We start from the raw sequence: 21,030 nt of genomic DNA on the forward strand, positions 1-21,030 counted from the left end.
TGAATAATGAAGGCGGATTAGAGCTTCTTCACCAGCACCTGGCTCTTGCGGCCCCAGTTGTACTTGGCCTTGCGGGCCTCCGGCAGCCATTCGGGCTCCACGGGCTGAAAGCCGCGCTTGATGAACCAGTGCATGGTTCGCGTGGTCAGCACAAACATGGTTTCGCAGCCCAGGGCGCGGGCGCGCTGTTCGATGCGTTTGAGCAGCTTCTCGCCATCGCCCGTACCCTGGCTCTTGGGCGAGACGGTGACGGCGGCCATTTCGGCGGTCTTGGCCTCGAGATAGGGGTGCAGGGCCGCGCAACCGAAGATCACGCCGTCATGCTCGATGACGGTGTAGCTGGCGATATCGCGTTCGATCTCGGTGCGGTCGCGCTTGACCAGCGTGCCGTCTCGCTCGAAGGGCTCGATCAGCTGAATGATGCCGCCCACGTCGTCGATCGTGGCCTCGCGCAGTTCCTCGAGCTTTTCGTCAATGACCATGGTGCCTATGCCGTCGTGCACATAGATCTCCAGCAGCAGCGCTCCGTCGGTGGAGAAGGGCAGGATATGGCTGCGCTCCACACCATGTTCGCAGGCGCGCACGCAGTGCTGCAGATAAAAGCCCACGTCGGTAGGTCGCTGCGCAGGCGGGAGCTGGGCCAGCAGGCGGCGCGCGGCGTCCAGCGGCAGCTCGGTATCGATGGGGTTGTTCTCGTCGGCAGGGCCGTTGGGGTCCATGCGTACGCCAGGCACCTCGGTGAGGAACAGCAGCTTGTCGGCCTTGAGCTCGATCGCCACGCGGGTGGCCACTTCTTCCATGCTGAGATTGAAGGCCTCACCCGTGGGCGAGAAGCCGAAGGGCGAGACCAGCACCATGGCTTCGGAGTCCAGTGCGCTGCGAATGCCTTCCACGTCGACCTTGCGCACCAGACCGGAGTGCATGAAGTCCACGCCGTCGACAATGCCCACGGGACGGGCCGTGAGGAAGTTGCCCGAAATCACGCGCACGCGCGCGCCGGCCATGGGCGTGTTGGGAAGACCCTGGCTGAAGGCGGCTTCGATCTCGTAGCGCAGCTGGCCGGCCGCTTCCTGGGCGCAGTCCAGTGCTATGGAGTCGGTGACTCGCATGCCGTTGTAATAACGCGGCTCCTGGCCCTTGAGGCGCAATTGCTCGTTGACCTGGGGGCGGAAGCCGTGCACCAGCACGATCTTGACGCCCATGGCCTGGATCATGGCCAGATCCTGGACGATGGAGCTGAGCTTGCCCGCATCAATGGCTTCACCGGTCAGGCCCACCACAAAGGTCTGGTGTCGGAACTTGTGGATATAGGGGGCCACAGACCGGAACCAGGGAACAAAGGTGAAATTGAAGACGGTGGACATGGCAGTGCGCGAAAACCTCGAAAAGCGGGAAAAAAGGCCTGCGTCGGGTATTACGCAGGCCTGAGGCGCAAAGTGTAGCGGTTACTCGCTTGCCTTAGCTCGTTGTTGCAGGGTTTTGTGCGCGCTGATCGCACAGTTTGTGGCTTTTGTGGCGTGAAGTTTTCAAAAAATGACGGCTTGTATTTGAGCAGAGCTCCGAGTGGTAGTCAGCGTCGAACCCATGCGAGGCAAAGCTAGACACTCGGTCAATCTGTCCGATTGCCGTCTGCGCAGATCTATCCGTACGGCTCATTTCATGTCGCATCTTTCGACCACGTCGACAAGGGGCCAGCTCAAGATTGTCAATCTAAGCGTCATGGAGAGGGCACATGCCCTCTGCAGGTCATTGCCGTCCCCGTGGATTAGATCAAAGATGTCGAGACTACTTTCAGGATATCTCGTCAGAGAGGCGAATCCGAACCCCTGTTGAAGCCCTCACATGCTGCCGCCCATCATGGGCAGGATCATGCGCACGATTCGAATGATGGCTGGACCCAGAACCACCATGATGATGGCCGGGAAGATGCAGGTCACCAGCGGCAGCAGCATCTTGGTGGGGATCTTGGCGGCGAGCTCTTCGGCGCGCATCTGCCGTTTGTGGCGTAGATCATCCGAGAAAACCCGGAGCGATTCGCCTATGCTGGTACCAAATCGGTCTGCCTGCGTCAGCATGGCCGTAAAAGTGTGAATTTCATCTACACCGGTGCGGGCGGCCAGATTTCGCAAGGATTTTTCGCGAGTGCTGCCGGCACGCATTTCCAGGTTGGTCCAGTGGAGCTCCTCCGCCAGGGCTTCACTTTTGATGCGAATTTCATCGGTTACCTTGCCCAGCGCGGCATCCAGGCCCATGCCTGCTTCTACGCAGACCAGCATCAAATCGGCGGCATCGGGAAAGTTTTCAAAGATCTCGCGCTTGCGGCGCGAGGCCATCCAGCGCAGAACCAGATTCGGCAGGTAGCACGCCACAAGAGCGGTCACCAAGGGGAAGAACAATAGCTGGGTGCTATCTGCCTTGCTGGTTGTCCGCATGAGCGAGTACACCGCCAGTCCCAAAGCAATAGGCAGCAGCGTTTTGACTCCAAAGTACAGCAGTGGTGCACTTTCGTGGCGGATGCCGGCATTCAGAAAGCGCAGCCGCAATGGCGTTGCATCACTGTCTTTGGTGGGTGACGACAGGTGTGCAAATGGGCCGACCAGCTTGACGACTGTTTCTGTCCACCCCTTGTCTTGAGAGGTGGGGGTAAGTGACTGTAGGCGTCGCTCGGCGACTGTTGGTGTTGCCCAGAAGAACAAGGCTCCAGCAGCCAGCATGACGGCGGTGAAAGTGAGCAGGGCGACGATCAACATGGAGGACTCCTTGCGTTTCAGATGGACTCAAACCCTGATACGGGCGATGCGGCGCAGCAGCAACAGGCCTATGACCATCAGTGCGGCCAACCATTTCAAAATGGTGATGCCAATAGGGTCAGTCCAGAGCGGATGCATGAATTCCGGATTCATTAGATTGAGCAGAGCGGCCAGTCCAAATGGCATCAAACCCAGGAACCAGGCCGACATTCGCCCGTCAGCGGAGAGTACGCGGACCTTGGCATGGAGTTTGAGCCGCTCGCGGATCAGGCGACTCAGGTTGCTGAGCATCTCGGTGAGGTTGCCGCCAGATTCGCGCTGTATCAGTACGGCGACGATGAAGTAGCGCAGATCTGTGATCGGTACCCGCTCACCCAGATTGGTCAAGGCCTGCTGTAGCGAGGTGCCATAGTTGATCTCGTCATGCACCAGGCGGAACTCATCGGCGATAGGTTCGGTCAGTTCCTCTCCAGCCATTTGCAGGCTTGCGGAAAATGCATGGCCTGCGCGCAATGCGCGCGCGATAAGGTCCAGAGCTTCTGGGAGTTGGTGTTCCATACGTTTTAGGCGCTGCAGTCTTTTGCGTTGCAGAAACAGCCATGGAAGGGAACCCAGCACCAAACTTGAAAGCACGCCCAACTCCATGGGCTGGCGAAGCATGATGGTTGTCAGCATACCTAGCGCAAACAGCATCGCACTGCCTAGCATCAAGCCCGAAACCGTCCAGTCCAGGCCTGATTGAACGATGAAGCGGTCTAGCTGATGTGCGCGCGGCATGGTTTGCAGCACACGCTGCATTCTGGGCATATCGCTAAGTACGCGCTCCTTGACCAGCTTGGTCGGATTGCTGTTGTCATCGGCTGCTGACAAGGCTCTGAGTCGGCGCTCAAGCCGCTTTGCCTCAGGACTCTTGTACTTCTTCCAGATCGTGTGCAGTGCTTCCAGTAGCAGGAGCACTGCTACAAACACCAGACCGATGATTACCAGGATCGAGTGGGAAGAAAAAAAGGACAGCATGGCGGCACCTTTTTGCGGAGTTCATTGATAGTGGCGCTCTGGAGCGAAGATGCTGTCGGGCAACGCAATGCCGAAGCCTTTGAGCCGATCGGCGAACTTGGGTCTGACACCCGTGGCGTGGAAATATCCCTGGACTTCACCATTGGCGCCGATCCCGGTCTGGGTAAAGGCAAAGATCTCCTGCATGGTCACCACATCGCCCTCCATGCCCGTGATCTCCTGGATGCTGGTGATCTTGCGTTTGCCATCCGTGAGCCGGAGTGCCTGCACGACCACCGTTATGGCAGAGGCAATCTGTTGGCGCGCGGCCTGGTGCGGCAGATTGAGGCCTGCCATGCCGACCATGTTCTCGAGCCGAGCCAAAGAGTCGCGTGGCGTATTGGCATGGATGGTCGTCAATGAGCCTTCGTGGCCGGTGTTCATGGCCTGCAGCATGTCTACCGCTTCGGCGCCCCGGACTTCGCCGATGATGATGCGGTCAGGGCGCATGCGCAGTGCGTTACGCACAAGGGATCGCTGCGTGATTTCGCCACGGCCCTCTATATTGGGCGGGCGCGTTTCCATGCGCACCACATGAGGCTGCTGCAGTTGCAGCTCGGCCGCATCCTCGATGGTGACCACGCGTTCGGTTGTAGGAATATAGCTAGAGAGAATGTTGAGCAGCGTTGTCTTGCCGGCCCCGGTGCCGCCAGAGATGATCATGTTCACCTTGGCCTTGGCCAGAGCCTCAAGAACCAGGGCCATGCCAGGTGTCAGGCTTTTGAGATCGTTGATCAGATTCTCCATGCGCAAAGGGATGCGTGCAAAGCGCCGGATCGACATCATGGGGCCATCAAGGGCCACGGGCGGGATGACCGCATTCACGCGCGAACCATCTGGCAGGCGGGCATCGACCATGGGGCTGGATTCGTCGATGCGCCGGCCTATGCGTGAAACGATCTTGTCAATGATGCGCAGCAAATGCTTTTCATCGGTAAAGACAACGGGCGTCAACTCCAGTCGGCCCTGGCGTTCCACATAGATCTGATCGTAGCGATTGACGAGGATGTCCGATACCGAAGGGTCGGCCATCAACAGCTCGAGTGGACCGAAACCCAGCATCTCATGCTGGATATCTCGGATCAGCATTTTTCTCTCGAGATCGTTGATGGCCGCGGAGTCCTCAGTCAGTAGGCGCTCGGTCATGGTCGCAATTTCTTGCTGCAGTGTCTGCACGGATACTGCATCCAGGGCAGCAAGATCAAACCGCTCCAGCAGCTTGGCATGAATGCGGCTTCTGAGTGCCAGATAGGCCGCAGAGTGACCATAGATGGGGGTGGATGGCGCAGGAGGCTCTGCTGCCGGCATGGCCGACATATCTGTGGACTCAGACACGACCTGCAGCAAAGGCTTGGGCGTGCGTGTCGATGGCGCGGTCAAGAAATCTCGTAGTGACATGACAGTCTCCTTCTGCAATACGGATGCCTACGCCCGGCGAAAGAGCCGGTTCAAAAAATTGCCGTTTTCTTCATGAGTTCGAGGTGACAGTGCATCGGCCCAGGCCGTCAGCTCGCGCACCACGCTGCTGCTGCGAGCGGATTCGGCCAGCGGTGCTCCAGCATTGATGGCTGCTTGTACTTCCTGGGAAGAGTCGGGAATGCTGCGCCATTGCTGCTCCAGGCCCAGGGTCTTGCGCACTTCAGACAGACCGATTTCGCTGCGCCTGTCCACCCGGTTCAGCACCGGATGCAGGCGGCTTTCCGGGTAGCCCAGATCGTGGAACATGCGCAGCAGCTTTTGCGCATTGCGAACGGCGGGTACGTTGGGCAGCAGCACAGGAACAATGCACTGCGCTTTGTCGAGCACGCGTAGAGCCAAGGGGTCCAGCACGCGCCCCATGTCCAGCAGCACGAAGTCGTAGTGCGTGGCAGCCAGTTGCACGATGGCCTCAATATGCCCGGGCTCCACTTCCATGGCATGCATGGCATCTTCGGGGGCCGCCAGCACATGCAGACGCGGTGTGATCTTTACCGTGCTGGCCGTGAGAAAAGAGGCGTCAAGGCGGTGAAGGTCACGTGCCACATCCGCCAATGTCGAGCTTGGCTTGCCTTCATGCAGATAGGGCAGCGCATCGCCAAACTGCAGATTCAGGTCGATCAACAGCACGGAGTGCTTTTGCGCCAGCGCCCAGCCCAGATTGGTGGTCAGGAAAGTAGCGCCGGCACCGCCTTTGCAGGGCAGAAAGGCCATGACTTGCCCTTGTGCACGGGAGGGGGAGCTGTCCTGCAATTTGCTGGCAAGGCGCTGAACGGCATCGGCCAGCGCCTGCGGCGGCGGTGGCGATGGCAGAACCTCGCGCACGCCCGCCCGCATGGATTGCAGCAGAAACTCTGGTGTCTGCTGGGCGCACAGCAGGACCACGGCCATGCGTGGGTGATGGGTAGTTACCTGCTCCACCGGGGCCAGGTCTGCGGGGTCGCAGCACATACCATCGACGATCATCAGATCCGGCAGCTCCTGCTCGGCAATCGTGGGCATGCGGGTCTTGCCACCCTCGAAGGTCTGCACCTGATGGGATTGCTCTTGCAGCACATGGGCCATCTCGCGGAGATGGGCGGTGTTGGGGGAGATGATGGCGATTTTCATACGAATTCTCCCTGATTAAGGAGTGCAGTCCGAGCGGACGTTTAGATCCTGGTACATGATTTCACGCGGCAGGGTGGTGCTAAATCCCGGCATGCCAATGACGGTCTGCGCCGCCGAACCCACGATGGGCGCGATCCATTGGAACTTCAGACCGTCTTGAGGGATGCTTACCGTGACGCTCTGGCAGGTGGCAGTCGTGCAGCTGTCGGGTTTCCATTTCACGTCCACAGCAGTGATCTGCGGCAGCCGATTTTTCATATATTGCAGCACGCTAGCTTTCTGATTCAGGTCATCGCACACCACCGCATAGCGAGCACCGGCACGTGTGGCTTCGTTGGCCGCGGTCCAGGTGTAGAGCAAGCGGCTGAAATCCACCACGCCCAGCAGGAACATCAGAAAGATCAGTAGCCCCAGTGCAAATTCAATGAGCGTGGAGCCGCGTTGAGTGAGGTGTTTCATGTCAGCGTCCTCATCGTGGCGGTGATATTGCCGAAGTTGATACCGCCGTTGGTGAATAGCTGCAGGCCGAACACGCCGGACACCGGTGACGTGAAGTGGTACCCGGTAACGGTGACGGTGACGGTATTGATCAGCGGAAGTGCACCTGTGGTCTGCCAGCTGCAGCTCACGGCGCTGGTCTTGAGTCCGGGGGCCAGTGGTTGGGTGCCCGTAGTAGTTGTGCCGTACACCACAAGGTTCTGCGCATTGGCACACAGGGTGTTTGGCATCTGCACGGAAAGATACCTCACAGCATCTCGTACCGACTTGGTCACCGTGTTGTATTCGTAAAGGGCACGGCCGAACTCGATGACGATCATGCTCAGCATGATCATGAAAGGAATGCTTAGCGCCAGCTCAATCAGCGCTGCCCCTTGTTGTTGATGCTGATATTTGCGCATGAGGTTCACCTTACAAGGACGGGTACCAAAGGGCCGTTTGTTCCGCCTGCCAGACCGGTGGTGGTGCAGGGACTGTCGAGATCGCTGGCATTGCCTCGGAACTCGAGGTAAATGTCCTCTTTGACCGGATTGGAAATTGGCTGAAGCATCAGCATGCAGGCGAAATTGACCACATTGCCTGCGGTATTCACGACAGGTGTCAGTACAAGGCGGCGGTCTGCGCCATAGCTTTGGAGTTGTGCGGAGCTAACAGCAGTTTCATTGCTCCCATTAATGGGGCAGCTGGGGCTGCAAGGAGTAAACGACTGGCGCTGCGTTATGAAGTTGGGGATGCCGCCTTGAGCTGGGCCGTTGTAGGCGTTGAACTTGCTGGGCCAGTTTGTGGCGGTGTAGATATAGCCCGTGTAATCAGGGCGACTTACGGTTGGGCCATTGGTCGCATTTAGAGCACCCTTGTAAATACCAAAGCGGTGATTCCAATATTCAAAAACAGAGGTTTTCACGCCGCTGGTGCCGATAGGAAGAGGAGGATACTCGGAGCTACAGTATTTCCCCTCCATTTCTGCCCATGTTTCGGTAGCGCTCGTCGAACCGTCCAGATTGGCCCAGCCGAAGTCGCTACCACTGCTTCCTGACTTGCTGAGCGCGATGATCCAGTCGCCCTTGTTGAGGGTCGTAAATTTGGACTGCTTCAACTGCACCGGGATTGGGCAGGAACTTTGGGCAACACTTCGTGTGGCCACGGCCCTCGCACCTACGGTGCCTGTATTGGGCCAGGTGGCGCTATCGCCGGTAAAGGAACCCATGGCTTGCAGCAGCCAGAGCTTGATGCTGTTCATGGTGTATTTGCACTCGACATACCGTGCATCTTTGGCGAGGGTAGTCTGTGCATATGTCTTGTCGCGAAAGATCCCTATATCGCTGGCGGCGATCTTGCCAACGCCATTCCAGCTTGCGGATTGCAGGTTGGCGTTGTTGCTGTTTCCCGCCGCCATGCCTGCGCTCTGGGCACGTGTGATGGCGTCAGGCTGGCCGTTGAGCTCTCGTGCCGCGGCCAGCGCGCAGCTGTCCACGGCCGTCTGCAGTTCGGTCTTGACGATAAACAGCCGGCCAAAATCCAATGCAATGCCCATAAAGCCCAACAGGAACAGCATGAACAGGGCAAAGGTAATCAGAAAGGCACCATGCTGCCGCCGCTGTGCGGCAGAACCACGCATGGGCCGGGCTTTGGACCTGAGGTGTGGGTGGTTTCTCATGATGTGTTTCGAATGGAGTGGTTGGCTGGAGAGCCATGACGGACGAGACGACCGCCATGGCTTGTCTGTGGATAGAGTTAGGTGCAGCTAGCCGAGTTGGTCAGGCAAGCCTTGACTTTGGTGAGCCAATCATCGAAGAGGGTGCTGCCTAAGGAGGACTTCATAAGAACAATCAGTCCAATGGAAACTACGGCTACGACGAGCGCGTATTCGATGATCTGCGCGCCTTCTTCATCCTGGATAAAGGCTTGCAGGGAATGGCCAAATTGCTGAGCGATGCTGTTCATGGTGATACCTCAAAGTTGGGTCAACGGCTCCATGCTGGCGCTGTAGCGCGGCGCCAGAACCACGCATGTGCCGGGTTGTGGTCCAGTAGTGCGGGCTGTTTTTCATGGTGCAATGCGCCTTGATCGGTTCCTTGCTAATGGCCATGACAGTGAGCGCGGCTCCGTCATGGCTTACCTCTCAATACAGTTAGGTGCAGCTAGCCGAGTTGGTCAGGCAAGCCTTGACTTTGGTGAGCCAATCAGTGAAGAGGGCGTTGCTGATTGAAGACTTCATTAGCAGGATCAAGCCAATGGAGACCACGGCCACAACGAGTGCGTATTCGATGATTTGCGCGCCTTCTTCATCCTGGATAAAGGCTTGCAGGGAATGGCCAAATTGCTGAGTGATGCTGTTCATGGTGATACCTCAAAGTTGGGTCAACGACTCCATGCTGGCGCTATAGCGCGGCGCCAGAACCACGCATGTGCCGGGTTGTGGTCCAGTAGTGCGGGCTGTTTTTCATGGTCCAATGCGCCTTGATCGGTTCTTTGCTAATGGCCATGACAGTGAGCGCGGCTCCGTCATGGCTTACCTCTCAATACAGTTAGGTGCAGCTAGCCGAGTTGGTCAGGCAAGCCTTGACTTTGGTGAGCCAATCAGTGAAGAGGGCGTTGCTGATTGAAGACTTCATCAGAAGAATCAGTCCGATGGAAACTACGGCCACGACGAGCGCGTATTCGATGATCTGCGCGCCTTCTTCATCCTGGACAAAGGATTGCAGGGAATGGCCAAATTGCTGAGCGATGCTGTTCATGGTGATACCTCTAAAGTGAGTAACGGATCGAAAACATCTACACGGGTTGGGTGCCGGTTTGCAGGGCCGGCGGCAAGTGGCGTGCAAGGCCGCGATGCGATCTGCTCTCCTTTCAAATTCAATGGTGTGGAACTGGTGAATCGGTTTGTTGGAGATTCCGAGGACTAGGGCGTGCCGCCGCTGCCCCCGCCTGCGCCACCGCTTTGGTTGCTGGTCAGCGAGCCGCCAATATTGATGACATTGACTGCCTGCGGTGGCGTTTTGAAGCTGCGCTCGTAGCGCTCCATGGTGTGCGCTGCGGCTCGACCGTCCATGCCTGTGGCTCCATCAACACCGACGCCAGGAGTCTTGCCGGCTTCAGGGTTGAGGGTCATCTGCATGCGGGCGGTGCGCACAGCCTCGCCAAAACGAGCGTCGTAGTGAGGGGTTGTGCTGCCGCAGCCCGCCAGCAGGGCTGCGAGGGCCACGGGAAATAGGATGCTGCGTTCGATCATGGCTTGCCTCCGGTTCAGGTGGGCGGATTCAGGGGGGCGGGACGGTCAACCGAGGGCTCGGCCGGTGCTTGGGGTTGCAGCTCCTGAGGTGCTGCTACCGGGGCAGGTGCCGGAGCTGGGGTTTCAGTGCCGGACGGCATGGCTGCGGCGGGCGCAGTCCTCGCGGCTGACGCGGGCTTGGAGCTTTCCAGCGCACCGTTGAGATAGACCTCGGCGCGTGAGGGCACCACATGGTTGTCGGTGGGCACTCTGGGTGCTTCTGCGAGTGCCTGCACCAGGCGCGGAGTGATGATGAACATCAACTCGGTCTGATCGGTCTGGAACTCGGTGCTGCGGGCCAGCGCGCCGAGAACCGGTATTTCCCCCAGTCCCGGAAAGCGTTTGACGGCCTCGGTGATGTTGTTTTTGATGAGACCGGCAATGACCAGGCTTTGCCCGTCATTGAGCTGCACCGTGGTGTCTGCGCGTCGCACCGAAAGCGAGGGGATGACCGAGGTGACGCCATTGATGGCGGTGAAGGGTGAGCCTGTCTGAGACAGGTCGGACACTTCTGAGACCAGCTTGAGATTGACGCGTGAGCCACCCAGTACGGTGGGCGTGAACTTGACGCCGATGCCGAACTCTTTTTCCTCCAGCGTCATCACTGGCACGCCAGTGGTATTGCTCTGTGCGACGGGAATAAAGATCTTGCCGCCCGAGAGAAAGCTGGCCTGTTGGCCGCTGATGGCCATGATGTTGGGCTCGGCCAGGATTCGCACCAGGCCGTCGTCTTTTTGGCCGTCAATGCTGATCGAGCCTTTGCCTATGCGCATGGCGCTCAGCAGTCCGCCGCCGCCACTCAGGAAGTTGGACGCGATGGAGAAGGTGTTCATGCCATTGCTGGTGATGCGCTGGCCCGCAAGGCTGGCCCCGAGCTTGTCGAGCAATGTCTTGCTGACCTCGGCAATCTTGACTTCCAGCATTACCTGGTGAGGCGAAGTGGTGCGCAGCAGGTTGACGATCTTCTTGCTGTCGCTGTAGGCGCCGGCGAGCGTCACCACATCGTCCAGGCGCAGCGGATTGCTGATCTCTCCGCTCAGGACCAGGGCATTGTCGGCGCCCTGGACGCGGATGCTGCGTTCCTCGGGCATGAGCTCGCTGAGCTTGGCCTGCAGCGGCCCCGGGTCCATGGTGACGATCACGTCCTTGATGAAGCAGGCACCCTGGGCGTTTTGCAGGATGACGTTCATGGAGCCGGACTTGCGGCCGCGAAAGAACAGGTCTCGCGGGCTGAGCAATTGCACCTCGATATCGCCCATGCCGTTCTGCATTTGCGGCTGGCTATTCGCGGCCATGGGTGCTGCTGCCTGGCCCGCTCCGGGTGTCTGGCCGCTCACCAGGATGCGCGCCATGGGCGAGCTCAGCGGAATGACCACGGATTTTCCCAGCGTGACGGTGGTCGGATCCTCCGTGCGGATGGCCGTGCAATTCCTGGCGGGCAGGGTGTTGCGGGGAGCTGCGGGAGCTGCCGCAGCCACGGGGCCGGGCTGGGCAGGTGTGCCCGCAGATTGGGCCAGCACAGGTGCTGAGCTGGCGAGCAGCATGCTAGCTGCTATGTATAGGTGATGATGTTGCACAGCCGACCTCTCTGAGTTGTTGCGAGTAGAAGATCAGAAGCAGTTGAGAGTGCGAGCGCCGCCCTGGATGACCTCGACACAGGTAGCCGTCGAAGTCTGGGGTGCGGGCCTGGCTCGCTGCATTGCGGGTTTGGCAGGAGCTGCGACCTTGATGGGTGCAGGGGTTGGTTCGGGTGTTCCAAAAAGCTGGTGCTTGGTGATGCCAGCGGTGCTGGTCGGGTCCTTGTCAATCTGGTTGCGCAGCACCAGTGAAAGATTGCCTACGCTGCGTGCAAGATCGAGTTTCTCGGCATCTTCCGGGCTCAACTCGAGCGTGACGGCACTCACCACCTTGGGTTTGGTCTCGTCACGATCGGCCTCCTGGGCCACGGCCAGAACCAGCACGTTCTCCAGCACGGTTTTGCTGATCTGGCGCGACTCTTCTGTCTTGCCGTTCTGCTCCTGCTGGGCATTGACCACCACATCCACGTAGTTGCCGGGCAGGGCGAAGCCCGCAACACCGACCACATCGTTGACGCGCACCGTCATGGCCCGCTTGCCCGGAGCGATGACGGCAGCCAGTCCGCCCTTGGTGCCGACCGGGGCCAGCTTGCCTTCGAGCACGGCTTCGCCGCGCAGCACTCCGACCTTGACGACGCGATCCTGTAGCTGTTGCATATCATGGAAGGCGCCATCAGGTATCGAGCCCCGTGGCCAGTCCACCGTGTTCAGCATGGTCGGCAGAATCTTGCCGCCCAGTGGAATGTCGGTGGCAGCGACGACCACCTTGTCGGCGTCTAAGCTGCCGCGTTGGGCCACCCAGTTGGCGGCGTAGACAGCCGCTGCCAGACTGGCCAGTGCTGCGAGGATAAACAGACCCAAAGCTTTGAGGTTTTTCATGGGAGGCTCCCGCTATGCCGTGATGTAAGTGACTAGACCCAGGTGAACTGCCGAGCGACCAGGAACGCCAGGGTTCCCAGGGCGATGCTGACGCCGTAAGGCAAGGTGCCTACCGAATGCGCCGAGTTGGAGCGAGCATCGGGACGGATCCCCGCAGCGACATTGACGTAGAGCAACTGCACTGCCTCGGCCGAGTTGCGCACCAGCTTGCCGGCCATGCGGTGCCAGAGTGCGTAGCTGATGGCAGCCACACCGCCGGTGATGAAGATAAAGATCACGGCCTGACAGGCGGCGGCGGGGCCTAGAAAGCTGCCGACCATGGCCATCAGCTTCACGTCGCCGGCTCCCATGGCATGCAGCAGATAGAGAGGCAGCATCAATGCCAGGCCTACCGCCATGCCGCCCAGCGCCCAGAAAAAGCCGCCGGTGTGGGGATGAGGGGCTAGCAGGCCGTAGAGCAGGGCCAGGGCGGCGCCGCCGAAGGTCAGGCGATTGGGGATGCGACGTGTGCGCAGGTCACAGATGCTGGCTGCCAGCAAAAGCAGCAACAGGATCAGCGAACGCGGCTCGGTGAAAACGGCGGCCACGAGTTCGGATGCTGCGCTGAGTTCGGAAGATGTCATGGTCAACCTCCAGTCCTGTGTTCAGCGAATCCTGTTCGGGCCTCAGAGTTGACGCTGGCTGTCTGCTGCGTTCAGCTCATCTGACTGGTGTCCACAGGATTCGGGCTATGTGTGACTAAATACAATTTTTCTATCAACTTCATTCTTTTGTTTAATTTTGTGGAAATACTATTCCTATAGAAATCGCTTATCAATATTTGAGTTCGTAAGGATTTTTCTAATCTGAATGAGATGCAAATGTGACGCCGTTGTAGGTTGCGTAAGCAGTGGTCTCATGCGCTTGCTGACGCAGACCGGCTCACGCCGCATGACGGGTCTTGAGTCTTGGATCGTGAGCGTGGGCGCTGAAAGGCGCGGGCTCGGAGCCTGAGTGTCTGGGCTCTTTAGATAGCTTCTGAGCAAATCGCGCAGGCCTTCGAAGACCTGCTTCCTGCCGGGTAGCTGCTCTCGGCGCAGGCTTGGGAATACGCTGAACTTTGCTTCGAGCGTTACCCATTTTTAGAAGCTTGCAATGCCTGCCGGTGCATGGCCTGGCTGCTTCGGCATGTTGGCTCCGTGGCTTGGGACAGGGTCTGAGCCAGGGTTGAGTAGCCGCTTTGAGGGATGGGGCCGAGGTAGTCCTCGACCACCAGCAGTCATGTGCCGAGGCAGTTTGTTCGCCAGGCGCCAAGGCTGCGGTCTGGTTGCCTGTCTGCTGTGGGTGAAGGCTCAGTCCATCCGATGCAGGATGAGCGCATTCGCATCGGATACGGTTCTATCGAAAAATAGCGCCTGGCGGTTGATATGCAATGACTTCGATGCAGAAAGACCCGGATGCGCTCATCCAGCGATCGCCAGCAGCTTTGATGTTGATAGCAATCGTCTTGCCGGCTTCAGGCGTTTGCCCTGCGCTGGCTGTGCAGGCCCAGCAGCACCAGCACGACGGCCACCAGGGGCAGCATGCCGATATTGATGCCGTTCCAGCCAGCGCTGTGCAGCAACTGCCCCGATCCGAACGAGGCCACGGCCACCGTGCCGAAGACCAGGAAATCGTTGAGTGCCTGCACCTTGGCGCGCTCCGAAGGGCGGTAGCACTCGGTCAGCAGCGCCGTGGCTCCGATGAAGCCGAAGTTCCAGCCCACGCCCAGCAAAATCAGCGAGCCCCAGAAGTGGAAGATATCCAGGCCCATCAAGGCCAGCACGCCAGCCGCGCCTATCATCAGCAGGCCCAGAGCGGTCACGGGTCGCTTGCCATAACGCGCAATCAGCTTGCCGGTGAAGAAGCTGGGCACGAACATGGCCAGCACATGCCATTGAATGCCCATGGCGGCTTCGCCCACGCTATGGCCGCAGCCCACCATGGCCATGGGGGCGGCGGTCATCAGGAACGCCATCAGTCCGTAGCTGACCACACCGGCAGCGCAGGCCACGACGAATTGGGGGGAGCGGGCAATCTCGCCCAGAGGCCTGGCGTCGCCAGCCACGGCGGTTTTGGTCTGAGGCGGCTGTAGGCGCAGGCCCATGAGCAAGGGCAGGGCCAGCAGGGCCAGGACCGCCTGGCTGTAGAAGCTGCCGGCAAACGGTGTGGCGGGCAGGGCGTCGCGCGTCCAGATCACCACCTGCGGCCCGATGATGGCGGCAATCAGCCCCCCGATCATCACACGCGAAATGGCCTTGGCCTGTTGCGCAGGCTCGCTCACCATATCGGTGGCGGCGAAGCGGTAACTCTGCACGCAGGCCGCATAAAAGCCAGCCAGCGCCGTGCCGATGCAGAAGGTGACGAAGTCGCTGCGGGCAATGCCTTGCGCGGCGACCACGCCGGAGATCACGCCCAGAACGGCGCCCAGCACATAGGCCGCGCGGCGGCCCATGCGGTTCATGATCCAGGCGGCCGGCAGTGTGGACAGCGCCAGCCCGAGCTGGTAGATGCTGACCGGCAAGGTGGACGCGGTGGGGTTGGACGACAGTTGCTGCCCGACCAGACCGCCCAGTGAGATGATGATGGGCGGAGAGGCACCTCCCAGGGACTGGGCTGCGACCAGCAGGCCCATATTGCGGCTTTGTTGTGTGTTGTTGTCTGATTGCATAAATCGCTTCGGCTGCCCATGCTTGTACGCAGATTTGTCACATCTTGCAGCATTCATATTGGCCGCACATTAAAAGGTTTGCTGCGGGCATGGTGCAGTCGCGAGCCTGGTGATCGAAGTGAACGGGAGTGATATGACGTTGAAATGCCTGACTGGCCGGGCTGCAGGCCTGAACATTGCTCTGGCGCTCATGAGCTGGGCGTCGATGACGCATGCCGGGACGGCAGACGCCCCGCATGAAGCGGTGGTCTGGTCCGCGAGCTATCGCGGCGAGATCGCCGGCAAGGCGGTCAAGCTGGAGCTGTGGCGACTCGACGGCGCCGTCGGCGGCAGCTATTGCTACGAGCCCTGCAATCGGCCTGGCGCAACACTTGATCTGGAAGGCTCGGCAAGCGGGCAACTGACCGAGACGCCGATGGCGAGTGCAAGCGATCCCAAGCCTTCGGGCCGCTGGTCGCTGGCGGCCTTGCCTGGCATGGCGCCACCGCGTCTGCAGGGCCAGTGGCAGTCCATGGACGGCAAGAAGCGCTGGCCGCTCAATCTGCTGCGCCAGCCCTCGGTTTTTTCCCATGCGCTGAATTACGAGCTGCGCCTGCTGATGGATCAGAAGCTGCGTTCTCTGGCCGACTGCGGCGAACATACGGATCTCCAGGTTTCCGCCATTCAGGTCTATGAGCAGGGGCGCTTGAAGCAAAGCCTGCCGACCGCCGCCGTGGGCAGTTGCTGGCTGGTGCAGCCGCGCTGGGTGGATGCGAATTTTGACGGCTGGCCTGACCTGACCCAGGCGCTGGATCTGCCTGCGGGGCCGAATATTGCGCACCGCACCTGGCTTTACGACCCGGGCACGCAGAAGCTGGTGCTGGGGCCGCAGTCCCTGCAGGACATCAGCTCACCCGCATTCGATGGCAAGGCCAGGCGCATCTACAGCGAATGGCGCGCCAGCTGTTGTAGCCATGGCGTAAACATCTATGCCTGGAAGCCCGCAGGGCTGGAACTGGTCGAGCAGGCTGAAAGCCATATGCTGCCGGTGCGCAAGGGCGGCAAGCTCATGGCCTGCTATCAGGTGCCGGACTATGCGCAAGGCCATGTGCACTGGCCTGCCGGCCTCTACCAGCGGGGAGGCGAGCTGAGTCTGGGGCAGGAGCCCGCTGCCGACTGGTGCGATGCCGATCCTGCTGCGACCATGGGCCAGAACCTGGTACAGGTGCTGGCCGAGCCCAGACCCGGACAGCCACCCCAGATCCTCAAGGCCTATGGCCCAAGCTACCGCAAGGTCGATACGCCCAAAGGTGCCCGTTACTGCCCCGATATCGCAGTCTTCGATGCCGATGCCCACAAGGTGGTGCGTGTACTGATGAGCGAGAATGCCGAGCAGGACTGCGAGACGGAAAAGCCCGCAGGGGCCCAGCCTTGAAAATGGTTTATCGCTATGAATGGAAATCGCTTGCTGCTATCGTTTTGAGAATGTTTGCTTGTTATACAATTTAGATAATTGAGATTCATTCTCAACAAGCCTTAGCCACGCACTTCGTTTTAGCCATAGGAGATCGATCAAAGACGAGGTCTACATGGCAACCCCAGTTCGTGGCGGCGCAGGCAAGGCGCCGTCGGCTTCAGCGCTCGTATCCACGCAGTTCTCTCCGTTCGCGCATTGGCTGTCTTCTGCGGCGTGCCGCAGCCCCCGCTCAGCCGTGGGGCTGGCTGTGTTGGTGGTTTTGAGTGCAGGCGCCCAGGCGCAGTCCCAGACAGCGGACCCGCAGGAAAAACGCCTGAGCGAAGTCATGGTTTCCAGCAAGCAGGACGGCAACGCTCTGCCTGCGCTGGCCTCTGGTGCCCAGGTCGCCAAGGGCGCAGGCTTGGGGCTGCTGGGCAATGTGGATGTAATGGATGCCGCCTTCAACAGCACGGCCTATTCCGAAGAGTTGATCCGCGACCAGAATGCGGCCACGGTGGCTGCCGTGCTGGAAAACGACTCTTCAGTGCGCTTCACCACCAATACCGGCCATGTCAACGAAAACTATGTGATCCGCGGCTTCGACGTCAATGCCAGCGAAGTGGCTTTCAACGGCCTGTATGGCCTGGCGCCCGACAGCCATGTGCCGACCGAGATGATAGAGCGCGTGGAACTGCTCAAGGGCCCGGGTGCGCTGCTCGGCGGCATGGCTCCCAATGGGGCGGTGGGTGGCGTGGTGAATGTGGTCAGCAAGAAGCCGCTGGCCGATGATCTGACGCGGCTGACCACCACTTTCACCTCGGGTTCGCAACTGCAGGAGCATGTGGATGTGTCGCGGCGCTTCGGCCCCGAGCGCCGCCTGGGCATTCGCTTTAACGGCGCTCTGTCCAGCGGGGAGACCGAGGTAGACGACCAGAAGCGCCGCCGCCGTTTGGGCGCCGTGGCGCTGGACTATCAGGGCGATCGCTTCACGCTGGGGCTGGATGCCTATCACTACAAGGTGAACCTGGACAACGGCAGCCCGGTGATGGTGAGCTTTGGCAAGATGAAGAATCTGATCGGTGCGCCGGATGCCAGCAACAATCTGTTCCGCGGCGTCAACACCGAAGTGGAGAACAAATCGGTGGCGCTGCGCGGCAGCTTCGAGCTCAGCGACAGCTGGCAGCTCTACGGTAGCCTGGGCAAGGCCTGGCATGACTATGCTGGCCAGCCCACGGGCACACGTGTGGTGCTCAATGCCGTGGGCGACGGCTCTGCCGTGGGCCAGACCTATAACCTGCAGGGCTATACCAACAGCACGGCGCTGGACGCGGGGTTGCGCGGCCGCTTCAGAACCGGCGATGTGGGCCATCAGTTGGTGTTCTCGTTCAACGAGCTGCAGCAGCAAAGCGGACGCGCGCTGCCCATCGTGGTCAGCAGCAGCTACGCCACCAATATCTACGATCCGGTGCTGCCGGTTCTGGCGGGCCCGCGCAATGCCGTGCGCCAGGAAAACGACAATGTAATCCGCAGTTTCGCCGTGGCCGATACCCTGAGCCTGCTGCAGGACCGGCTGCAGCTGACGCTGGGCGCACGCCACCAGCGCGTGAATCAGAAGATGAAGGGCTACGACGAGAGCGCCGTCACTCCCATGCTGGGCCTGGTGGCCAAGCCCTGGGGCGAGGATCTGTCCTTCTACGCCAACTACATCGAGGGGCTGAGCCCCGGTCTCGAGGTGGGCTCCACCTATGCCAATGCAGGCGAGACATTCGCACCCTACAAATCCAAGCAGATGGAGGCGGGTGTGAAGTGGCGCCGCGCTGGCTGGACGAATACGCTTTCGCTGTTCCAGATCGAGAAGCCTTCGACCACCATCGATACGGCGGCCAATACCCTCAAGCTCAATGGCGAGCAGCGCAATCGCGGTGTGGAGTGGAATACCTTTGGTGCTCTGAGCTCCAGCTTGCGTGTGCTGGGCGGCATCACCTATCTGCAGCCCAAGCTGACCAGCACCCAGGGCGGTGCCAACGACGGCCATGATGCATTCGGAGCAGCGCGCTGGGCGGCCAATCTGGCGGCAGACTGGGATGTACCGGGCGTGGCCGGTCTGGCGCTGAACGCACGCCTGGTGCATACGGGCAAGCAGTGGGTCAACTCGGCCAACACCTTGCGGGCCCCGAGCTGGACGCGCTTTGATGTCGGTGCCCGCTACACCACGCGCGTTGCCGACAAGAAGGTGGTGCTGCGCGGTACGGTGGACAACGTCTTTGCTCGCAATTACTGGGCCGGCGCCTTTGCCGACAACTTCCTGACCGTGGGCGCGCCGCGCACCGTGCGCATCAGCGCCGCCGTGGAATTCTGAGAAGAGGGAGGCATCAATGCATGAAGATCTCCAAGGCTTGTGCTTGCCGGTGACGGGGCACAGGCCATCCGGAAAAGGGCTGCGCTCCTTGCTTGTTCCAGGTCTGCTGGCTGCGGCTAGCGTCGGCATCAGCGGCTCGGTCGGTGCGGCCCAGCCCTTGCCTGGCGGCTCTGTTCAGAGCGCGGGCAAGGCGGCCTCCTTGCTTGCGGTGCGGGAGCCGCTCTCCGGCCGGCTGGAACCTGGGCAGGCGTTCAGCCTGCAGTTGGACGCACCGGCCGGTGCCGTGGTGCGCGGCAATCTGCAGGCGCTGGGCGTTGTGCTGGATGTGGAAACACCTGACGGGCGCCATCTGCGTCGGTTGAGCCAGGGCGAAGGCGTCGATCACGCATTCACCTGGCAAAGCCGAGGCAAGGTGCAGGAGCGTTTGGTGCTGCGCGCCGTGAAGGTCCAGTCCTATGCGTCGGCAGCAAACGGTGTGTCGGCGGCGCAGGATGGGCGCAGCGATGCTCCAACCTATGCTGCGCCCAGTCCTGGTGCCTACGAGCTGACTATCACCCAGGTGCTGGCGCCGTTGGCGGCCAGCCATGCGCCTGCTGCAGAGATCGAACCAGAGCCGCTGCGCAGCCCCAGGCTCAAGACATTGCAGGCGCGGCTGGCGCAAGGCGGCGACAGCCGCGGCTTCTGGCAGGAAATGGAACGCCAGGGTACGCCGCTGATCGAGCCCTGGGATGCCGAGCATCAGCTGGTGAGCTTTGTCTGGCGCGGCGCCGGGCAGTCCGTGCGTCTGTTCGGCAGTCCCTCGGGCAACCATGAGCCTCTGCAGCGCCTCGGAAGCAGCGATGTCTGGTGGGCCAGCTTCGTCATGCCCAGGGATGCGCGGCTCAGCTATGGTTTTGCTCCCGATGTGCCTGCAGTCTCGGCCGATGCCATGATTCAGCGCCGAGCCATTCTGTCCACTTTGCAGCGCGATCCGCTCAATCGCCAGAGCTGGGGGCGGTCTGCGGATTTGCAGGCGGTGCAGGATCGCTACGACGGTCGCTCCGTGCTGACGCTGGTCAAGGCGCCACCCCAGCCCTGGAGCCAGTCCCGCGCCAGCGTGGCAACTGGCCAGTTGCAGCGTCACTGGCTGGGTAGCCAGGCGCTGGGCAATGGGCGCGACATCTGGATCTACAAGCCGCAGGGCTGGCAGCAGGCCGATGCGGCTCAGCGTTCCTTGCTGGTGCTGTTCGACGCCCAGGCCTATCTGCGTCAGGTTCCCACGCCCGCCATCATCGACAACCTGATGGCCGACGGCCTGCTGCCAGCAACGGCAGTCGTGCTGGTGGCCAATGGCGCAGGCGACGCGCGCAGCCGCGAGTTGCCGCCCAATCCGGTGTTTGCCGACTTCATGGGTCAGCAGCTCATGCCCTGGCTCAAGGCACAGGGCATAGCGGCCGGGCCCGAGCGCACGGTGATCGCAGGATCGAGCTATGGCGGCCTGGCTTCAAGCTATGTGGCGCTGCGCTATCCGCAGTGGTTTGGCAATGTGCTCAGTCTCTCGGGCTCCTATTGGTGGGCACCCAAGGGCGAGTCGCCCAATTGGCTGGCTCGCCAGTATGAGCAAGCACCGCAACTGCCCATTCGCTTTTACTTTGATGCCGGCCTATACGAAGGGGCTCGCGGTGGTCAGGCAGGCATACGCGAAACCAGCCAGGAACTGGGCGATGTGTTGCGTGCCAAGGGCAACAAGGTCGTGCAGCGGGTACACAGCACTGGCCATGACTATGTGCATTGGCAGGGTTCGCTGGCCTGCGGGCTGTTGGCGCTGACGGGGCGAGAACCATCGACCGAGGGGCTCAAGGAGCAGGTTGCACAGGCTTGCGGGCTCTGAGTCCGGGGAGCATAAAGAAAGGGGCCGGAAGCCCCTTTTTTGCTTTTGGCCTGCAGCGCC

General features: G+C 60.6%; 19 protein-coding genes. 3 read left to right on the forward strand and 16 right to left on the reverse strand.

Going from position 1 to position 21,030, the window contains the following annotated elements; genetic code table 11:
- Positions 1 to 17 precede the first annotated feature (17 nt).
- The 16 genes from argA to CTR2_RS11270 form a co-directional block, all read right to left on the reverse strand.
- Positions 18 to 1,364, reverse strand: a complete 1,347-nt coding sequence (gene argA, locus CTR2_RS11195) for an amino-acid N-acetyltransferase (RefSeq protein WP_087084032.1) — start codon at positions 1,362 to 1,364, stop codon at positions 18 to 20.
- 474 nt (positions 1,365 to 1,838) lie between these two features.
- On the reverse strand, positions 1,839 to 2,750 hold the full coding sequence (locus CTR2_RS11200) for a type II secretion system F family protein (RefSeq protein ID WP_087084031.1): 912 nt from the start codon (positions 2,748 to 2,750) through the stop codon (positions 1,839 to 1,841).
- Between the two features lie 27 nt (positions 2,751 to 2,777).
- Complete coding sequence (locus tag CTR2_RS11205) at positions 2,778 to 3,767, reverse strand: type II secretion system F family protein (protein ID WP_087084030.1); 990 nt, start codon at positions 3,765 to 3,767, stop codon at positions 2,778 to 2,780.
- A 21-nt stretch (positions 3,768 to 3,788) separates the two neighbouring features.
- Complete coding sequence (locus tag CTR2_RS11210; protein WP_087084029.1) at positions 3,789 to 5,204, reverse strand: TadA family conjugal transfer-associated ATPase; 1,416 nt, start codon at positions 5,202 to 5,204, stop codon at positions 3,789 to 3,791.
- Between the two features lie 27 nt (positions 5,205 to 5,231).
- Positions 5,232 to 6,392, reverse strand: a complete 1,161-nt coding sequence (locus CTR2_RS11215) for a CpaE/TadZ family protein (protein ID WP_087084028.1) — start codon at positions 6,390 to 6,392, stop codon at positions 5,232 to 5,234.
- A gap of 15 nt (positions 6,393 to 6,407) precedes the next feature.
- Positions 6,408 to 6,851, reverse strand: a complete 444-nt coding sequence (locus CTR2_RS11220; protein ID WP_087084027.1) for a TadE family protein — start codon at positions 6,849 to 6,851, stop codon at positions 6,408 to 6,410.
- A complete protein-coding gene (locus CTR2_RS11225) occupies positions 6,848 to 7,291 on the reverse strand; it encodes a TadE/TadG family type IV pilus assembly protein (protein WP_034408168.1) in 444 nt (147 codons plus the stop codon). Before CTR2_RS11225 ends, CTR2_RS11220 begins: the two co-directional genes overlap by 4 nt.
- 5 nt (positions 7,292 to 7,296) lie before the next feature.
- Positions 7,297 to 8,508 (reverse strand): pilus assembly protein TadG-related protein, encoded by a 1,212-nt coding sequence (locus tag CTR2_RS11230; RefSeq protein ID WP_087084026.1) that lies wholly within the window; start codon positions 8,506 to 8,508, stop codon positions 7,297 to 7,299.
- Between the two features lie 116 nt (positions 8,509 to 8,624).
- Positions 8,625 to 8,834, reverse strand: a complete 210-nt coding sequence (locus tag CTR2_RS11235) for a Flp family type IVb pilin (RefSeq protein ID WP_034408044.1) — start codon at positions 8,832 to 8,834, stop codon at positions 8,625 to 8,627.
- A gap of 187 nt (positions 8,835 to 9,021) precedes the next feature.
- Positions 9,022 to 9,231, reverse strand: coding sequence for a Flp family type IVb pilin (locus tag CTR2_RS11240; RefSeq protein WP_087084025.1), 210 nt, complete (start codon positions 9,229 to 9,231; stop codon positions 9,022 to 9,024).
- A 187-nt stretch (positions 9,232 to 9,418) separates the two neighbouring features.
- On the reverse strand, positions 9,419 to 9,628 hold the full coding sequence (locus CTR2_RS11245; RefSeq protein ID WP_034408050.1) for a Flp family type IVb pilin: 210 nt from the start codon (positions 9,626 to 9,628) through the stop codon (positions 9,419 to 9,421).
- Positions 9,629 to 9,792: 164 nt separating this feature from the next.
- Positions 9,793 to 10,122: a hypothetical protein gene (locus CTR2_RS11250; RefSeq protein ID WP_087084024.1), complete on the reverse strand. Its 330-nt coding sequence runs from the start codon at positions 10,120 to 10,122 to the stop codon at positions 9,793 to 9,795.
- Between the two features lie 14 nt (positions 10,123 to 10,136).
- The gene (locus CTR2_RS11255; RefSeq protein WP_087084023.1) at positions 10,137 to 11,705 is read right to left on the reverse strand and encodes a type II and III secretion system protein family protein; all 1,569 of its coding nucleotides are present in this window, start codon (positions 11,703 to 11,705) and stop codon (positions 10,137 to 10,139) included.
- A gap of 66 nt (positions 11,706 to 11,771) precedes the next feature.
- On the reverse strand, positions 11,772 to 12,617 hold the full coding sequence (gene cpaB / locus CTR2_RS11260; protein ID WP_087084022.1) for a Flp pilus assembly protein CpaB: 846 nt from the start codon (positions 12,615 to 12,617) through the stop codon (positions 11,772 to 11,774).
- Positions 12,618 to 12,649: 32 nt separating this feature from the next.
- Positions 12,650 to 13,240: an A24 family peptidase gene (locus CTR2_RS11265; RefSeq protein ID WP_087084021.1), complete on the reverse strand. Its 591-nt coding sequence runs from the start codon at positions 13,238 to 13,240 to the stop codon at positions 12,650 to 12,652.
- 872 nt (positions 13,241 to 14,112) lie between these two features.
- Positions 14,113 to 15,306 (reverse strand): MFS transporter, encoded by a 1,194-nt coding sequence (locus CTR2_RS11270; RefSeq protein ID WP_087084020.1) that lies wholly within the window; start codon positions 15,304 to 15,306, stop codon positions 14,113 to 14,115.
- A 133-nt stretch (positions 15,307 to 15,439) separates the two neighbouring features.
- Here CTR2_RS11270 and CTR2_RS11275 point away from each other — a divergent pair, with 133 nt between their 5' ends.
- The 3 genes from CTR2_RS11275 to CTR2_RS11285 all read left to right on the forward strand — a co-directional run bounded on the left by CTR2_RS11275 (position 15,440) and on the right by CTR2_RS11285 (position 20,970).
- Positions 15,440 to 16,720: an XAC2610-related protein gene (locus CTR2_RS11275; RefSeq protein ID WP_087084019.1), complete on the forward strand. Its 1,281-nt coding sequence runs from the start codon at positions 15,440 to 15,442 to the stop codon at positions 16,718 to 16,720.
- 154 nt (positions 16,721 to 16,874) lie between these two features.
- Positions 16,875 to 19,100, forward strand: a complete 2,226-nt coding sequence (locus CTR2_RS11280; RefSeq protein WP_087084018.1) for a TonB-dependent receptor — start codon at positions 16,875 to 16,877, stop codon at positions 19,098 to 19,100.
- A gap of 16 nt (positions 19,101 to 19,116) precedes the next feature.
- Positions 19,117 to 20,970 carry an enterochelin esterase domain-containing protein gene (locus CTR2_RS11285; RefSeq protein ID WP_087084017.1) on the forward strand — a complete coding sequence of 618 codons (1,854 nt, stop codon included), beginning with the start codon at positions 19,117 to 19,119 and terminating at the stop codon, positions 20,968 to 20,970.
- The last annotated feature ends 60 nt before the right edge of the window (positions 20,971 to 21,030 follow it).

This window comes from Comamonas thiooxydans, from assembly GCF_002157685.2.
GTDB classification, from domain to species: Bacteria; Pseudomonadota; Gammaproteobacteria; order Burkholderiales; family Burkholderiaceae_C; genus Comamonas; species Comamonas testosteroni_H.